Below are 4,958 nucleotides of genomic sequence, written 5' to 3'. Positions count from 1 at the left end.
TGGCCTCCTATCTCGTCAATTACCTCCTGCATGAAAGCGGTCCCGAGGCCTGGCGCTGGATGTTCTATACGGGCGTCCTGCCGGCGCTGGTCTACCTGCTGGTCCTGGCCTATGTCCCCGAAAGCCCGCGCCATCTCATCCGCATAGGCCGCATCCCTCAGGCTCGCAGGATCCTGGCGCGGATTGGCGGGGCGGATGCAGACGTCACCGTCAGTGAGATCGAGGCTTCGCTGCGCGCAGACACGGGCCGCTGGCGCGACCTGCTCGGGCCGCGGCTGCGCGCACCGCTACGCCTGAGCATCCTCCTGGCCATCCTGATCCATCTGTGCGGGATCAACACCATAATCGAATATGCCCCCGCCATCTTCACCTCCGCCGGCTTTACCCTGGACGCGGCCCTCTTTTCGACCTTTGTTGTCGGTATCGCGAATTTTGCCTTTACCCTCGTTTCTTTCTGGGTCATCGACAGGGTCGGACGCCGGCCGCTTTACATTGTCGGCTCTGCCGGGATGGGGCTGTGCCTTTTCTGCCTGGCCGGCGCAGCCCTGATCGGCCAGTTCCAGGGAATGACCGTCCTGGTCCTGATCGTGGCCTACCTGTTCTTTTTTGCCGCCTGCATAGGGCCTGTGTTCTGGACCCTCCTGCCGGAGATCTTTCCCAATGGCTTGCGGGCAAAGGCCCTGACGATTCCGGTCCTGACCCAGTGGGTCGCCAATGCGCTGGTGGTGCTGTTCTTTCCGGCAATCTTTCATGCCATTGGCGAGGCCGCTACCTTCGGCCTCCTGGCATTTGCCTGTCTGCTCCAGGCCCTTGTTGCCGTCCGAGCACTGCCCGAGACCAGGAACCGGTCACTGGAGGATATTGCGGCCGGATGGATACGCCCCGGGCCCGTCTGACCCGTTTGTACAAGGAGGAATTCGATGCCAGCTACGCTGACCCCAGACCAGATCACCGCCTATCACCGGGACGGCTTTCTCCTGTTGCCCGGCTTTTTTGCCGGACCGGTTATCCAGGAGGTCCGCCGCAGCGCGGCCGATGACGAGGTCCTCGACAAGGCAGCCTTCGGGCGTCCGGACGGGGAGGGCGGCAGTGTGCGCCTGTCGATCTGGAACCATCCCACCGATACTATCTATGGGGCTGTGGCGCGCAGCCGCTCCCTTGTCGAGGCCATCGAAGCCCTGATCGGGGAGGAAATCTATCATTACCATTCCAAAATGGTGATGAAGGACGCCTTTGTCGGCGGGGCATGGGCATGGCACCAGGATTATGGCTACTGGTACCAGAACGGCGTTCTCAGGCCCGACCTGTGCAGCGCCTTCATCGCCGTCGACCCGTGTACGCGCGAGAATGGCTGCCTGCAGGTCATACGCGGATCGCATCATCTCGGCCGCCTTGATCACCAGGTGACCGGTGGCCAGGCCGGGATTGATCCGGAACGGCTGGAGGCCATCAGCTCGCGTCTCGAAACCATTCATGTCGTGATGGCGCCAGGTGATGTCCTGCTGTTTCATCCCAACACGCTGCACCGCTCGGACCAGAATCGGTCGGCAGACCCTCGCTGGTCGATGATCTGCTGCTACAATGCCGCCAGCAACAGTCCCTACAAGGAAAGCCACCATCCGGGATATACCTCGCTCAGCCGGCTGGAAGATGACGAGATTGCCGGGCGGTTCCCGGGCGGGTTCACAGATGCTGAGCGCGGCGCCCTGATGCAGGGCGATGCGGATCGTTCGGTCGAGGCCTTGCGGGCCTGAGCCCGGAGGGGTGCGGGAACAGTTTCAAGGCTGGCGGTTCCTGAGGATAAGCCCTGACAGACGACAACCGGACCAGATACGGGTTCACGAGCCAGAATTCAGGAGACAGGAACATGCCCTTCAAATCTTCGCCCGTCATCGCCGCCCTGGCCCTCCTGCTGATGACGGGCGGGGGGTCCGAGGCGCTGCCCCCGGACCCGGGCGCGGCCAGTCCGGCCAATTTGGCCAATTTGGCCAGTCCGGCCAGTCCGGCCAGACCGAACATCATCATTATCCTGGCTGATGATCTCGGCTGGGGAGATGTGAGCGCGAACGGGGCGGAGCTGATCCGGACACCGCATATCGACCGGATCGCCCGCGAAGGTATTAGCCTGACCAGCTTTTACTCTGCAGCAAATGTGTGCACGCCCGCGCGCGCCGCGCTCCTGACCGGGCGCTATGCAATCCGCTCCGGCATGCAGCATGTCATTCATCCGCAGTCGACGGACGGGCTCCCGGAAGCGGAAATCACCCTTGCCGAACTGGCCAGTGCAGAAGGCTATGTTACCCATATGGTCGGCAAATGGCATCTTGGCCATTCCGTCCGCACCTGGCCAACCAATCACGGCTTCGACAGCTTTTTCGGCGTGGCCTATTCCAATGACATGCAACCTTTCGACCTTTATCGCGGCCAGACGGTCATCGAAAGCCCGGCCGATCAGGCGCGTCTCTCGTCCCGCTATTCCGAAGATGCGGCCGCGTTTATCCGGGACAATAAGGACCAGCCCTTCCTGCTCTATTATGCGGAAACCGCCCCGCACCTGCCCCTGTTCACGCCCGGCGAAACCGCAGGCACCTCAGAAGGGGGACTTTACGGGGATGTGGTGGAAGAACTCGACCGCGGCGTCGGGCGTATCCTCGGCGCCCTTGATGAAACAGGCCTCGCCGCCAATACGCTGGTCATCTTCACCAGTGACAACGGCCCCTGGTTTGAAGGAAGCGCCGGCACGTTCCGCGGTGAGAAAGGCGGCACGCATGAAGGCGCCTACCGGGTCCCGATGCTGGCGCGCCTGCCCGGTGTGATCCCCCCCGGGGCAGAAAGCGGAGAGGCGGCAATGAGTATCGACCTCCTGCCGACCATCGCCGCACTGATCGGCAGCGAACTGCCCGCAGACCGGGTGATCGACGGGCGAGACCTCGCGCCTGTCCTGCGCGGCCAGGCGGCCGGAGAGGGGCGTCATCTCTTCTTCTTTAACGGCAATGACATCGTGGCGGTCCGCAATGAGCGTTTCAAACTCCTCGTCCATGACTATTACCGCACCTATTACGTCCCCTTCGAGCAGTTCTCGAACCTGATGCTGTTCGACTATGACAAGGACCCGGCTACGACGATCAGTTTTGCCCGCGAAAATCCGCAGGTCGTCGCTGAACTGCAGGCCGCGCTCGCCGCGTTCCGCGCCGAGGTCGAGCCCCTGAAGACCGAGGCCCTGAACCCGTTTGCAGCCGTCGACAGGGATCGAAGGATAGGCCCCGACCTTGAGCCGGACTGAGGCTTCGCACGCTTCATCCGGGCTGGGGGGCGATCAGGCCGATGGCATCTCGCTGGCACTGGCGGTCATATCACTTGGCATAGCATTATAGAGGCGTTCGGAAATGCGGCCACGGTTTTAATGAAAACGCCTCCAGCCGGGACGCCAGCTGGCGGGCTAGTCCGGAGCGGCCCGCTCTAGCCCGGATCTCTCACACATAGGGGGTGGTGCATCGGAGCGCGAACTCTGAGAATTTCGTTTTGCAACAAACTCATACTGCAGAGCGAAAGGTGTCCCCTATGCAAACAGAGTGTAACGCCAGTTTGTCTGGTTTTTCCAGTAAGCGTCATTCCTGCGCACCCCAGAAAACGAGCCAGCGCTCGGGCTGACGCTGGCTCGGGGAGTTCATGTCAGATGGAGAAGCTTACGGGCTTCAACCCGTCTATGCATCGCCCGGCCGGATCCTTCCCGCGCGTGTGCCTCGGGCGCTCTTAGTCCTTGGCACGTTCCATGTAGGTGCCGTCTTCGGTATTCACCACGACGCGTGTGCCGACGCCTACATGCGAGGGCACCATGATGCGGGCGCCGTTGTCGAGCTTGGCGGGCTTGTAGGAGCCGGACGCTGTCTGGCCTTTGACGACCGGCTCGGTTTCCACGATTTCGGCGGTGATGCGCTGGGGCAGGGTGAGCGAGACGGCCTCGCCGTTGAACATCTGCAGGATGACCGTCATGTTTTCCTGCAGGTAGTGGGCGCTGTCGCCCAGCATGGCCGCCGGAACGATGACCTGTTCGTAGTTGGCCGAGTTCATGAAGACGTAGTTTTCGCCTTCCATGTAGAGGTAGGAATGGTCTACTTCCTCAACATAGGCGCGCTCGACCTTGTCGGAGGTCTTGTAGGTGTTGGAGATTTTGATCCCATCCGAGATACGGCGCATGTCGATGGTGGTGGTCGGCGTACCTTTGCCCGGACGGAAGGATTCCGCCTTGAGGACCACGTAAAGCTGGCCGTCAGTGTATTCGATGATGTTGCCTTTGCGGATATCCGCAGCGATTTCAACGGCCATGGGGCGTTCCTGAGTTGCGAGGTCGAAAGGGCCGCTATATACCGCCTTCGCGCCATTTGGCCAGCCGGAGCTTGCGGATTCGGCCCGGTTTGGCCCCGCCCATTGGAGCCAGATGTCCCCCGGCAGCCTTCCATGGTGATCGCCCGAGACCCATGCCCGCAAGCGCGGCTTTCTTGCAGCGCGTGGCCGGATAAAGCGACAGATCCGGGCTTGGTTCGAGGGCGCGGGTTTTACCGAGACCGAATGCGGCCAGCTTCAGCGCTCTCCTGGCAACGAGGCGCACCTGCATGCGTTCGAAACCGCGTTCGTGGCCGAAAACGGCGTCCGCACGCCGCTTTACCTGCACACCTCACCCGAATTTGCGATGAAGAAGCTGCTCGCCGCCGGGGAAACGCGGATTTTCGACTTTGCCCGCGCTTTCCGCAACCGCGAGACCGGTGGGCGGCATGTGCCGGAATTCACGATGCTGGAATGGTACCGGGCCGGTGAGGCCATCGACGCGGTGATGGCCGATGCGGCACAACTCGCCCGGATTGCGGCGCAGGCGGCAGCCACCCGGTATTTCATCTGGAAGGGTACATCTTGCGACCCGTTTGCAGAACCGGAATACCTGACGCTCATCGATGCGTTCG

Annotated in this window: 5 protein-coding genes; 4 read left to right on the top strand and 1 reads right to left on the bottom strand. The window is 62.0% G+C overall.

What is annotated here, in order from left to right:
• The 3 genes from WEA77_RS05435 to WEA77_RS05425 form a co-directional block, all read left to right on the top strand.
• Positions 1-896 (top strand): MFS transporter (locus tag WEA77_RS05435; protein ID WP_368066852.1); only part of this gene is annotated, 896 nt, incomplete at its 5' end.
• A 24-nt stretch (positions 897-920) separates the two neighbouring features.
• A complete protein-coding gene (locus WEA77_RS05430; RefSeq protein WP_368066851.1) occupies positions 921-1,754 on the top strand; it encodes a phytanoyl-CoA dioxygenase family protein in 834 nt (277 codons plus the stop codon).
• 113 nt (positions 1,755-1,867) lie between these two features.
• The gene (locus WEA77_RS05425) at positions 1,868-3,283 is read left to right on the top strand and encodes a sulfatase (protein ID WP_368066850.1); all 1,416 of its coding nucleotides are present in this window, start codon (positions 1,868-1,870) and stop codon (positions 3,281-3,283) included.
• Between the two features lie 470 nt (positions 3,284-3,753).
• Here WEA77_RS05425 and efp read toward each other — a convergent pair whose 3' ends face one another.
• Entirely contained in the window at positions 3,754-4,326 is a 573-nt protein-coding gene (gene efp, locus WEA77_RS05420) for an elongation factor P (RefSeq protein ID WP_368066849.1), read from the bottom strand.
• Positions 4,327-4,516: 190 nt separating this feature from the next.
• Between efp and WEA77_RS05415 the strand changes: the two genes are divergently transcribed.
• Positions 4,517-4,958, top strand: a 442-nt coding sequence (locus WEA77_RS05415; protein WP_368066853.1) for an amino acid--tRNA ligase-related protein, incomplete at its 3' end; no start/stop codon positions are given.

It is taken from the genome of Hyphomonas sp. (genome assembly GCF_040882205.1).
GTDB lineage: Bacteria > Pseudomonadota > Alphaproteobacteria > Caulobacterales > Hyphomonadaceae > Hyphomonas.
The sequence above is the reverse complement of the archived record's forward strand: the minus strand, read 5'-3'. Positions and strand labels throughout refer to the sequence as shown.